This window comes from Bacillus sp. SIMBA_031 (assembly GCF_046535225.1).
Classification (GTDB): Bacteria; Bacillota; Bacilli; order Bacillales; family Bacillaceae; genus Bacillus; species Bacillus velezensis.
In genome coordinates this window covers 1-249 of the sequence record NZ_JAWRXC010000530.1, presented here as the reverse complement: position 1 = coordinate 249, position 249 = coordinate 1, and the positions used below count along the sequence as shown (strand labels likewise).

Below are 249 nucleotides of genomic sequence, written 5' to 3'. Positions count from 1 at the left end.
CGTCGTGAGAGCCCAGCCGGTCCACAATCGGGCGGTATCGCTTGTACACGGACTCCCAATCCTGGCCGGCCATGTCGGCAGTCCAGAAGAAGTCACGCTGCAGGCGCCACGCCTCATCGAACGCCTGTCCCCATGCAGCCACGGGATCCAGGATGACGCGGACCCTGTTTAGTTCCACCTTCACAAGGTCTCCGGAATCCTCATCGACCTTGGCATCAGCAGGCACGGAAGTGACCTGCTGATCAAGGA

1 protein-coding gene is annotated in these 249 nt (G+C 61.0%); it reads right to left on the bottom strand.

What is annotated here, in order from left to right:
- A partial coding sequence (locus SB724_RS21265) for a hypothetical protein (protein ID WP_410572993.1) occupies window positions 1-226 on the bottom strand: 226 nt, incomplete at its 3' end.
- Between the last annotated feature and the right edge of the window lie 23 nt (window positions 227-249).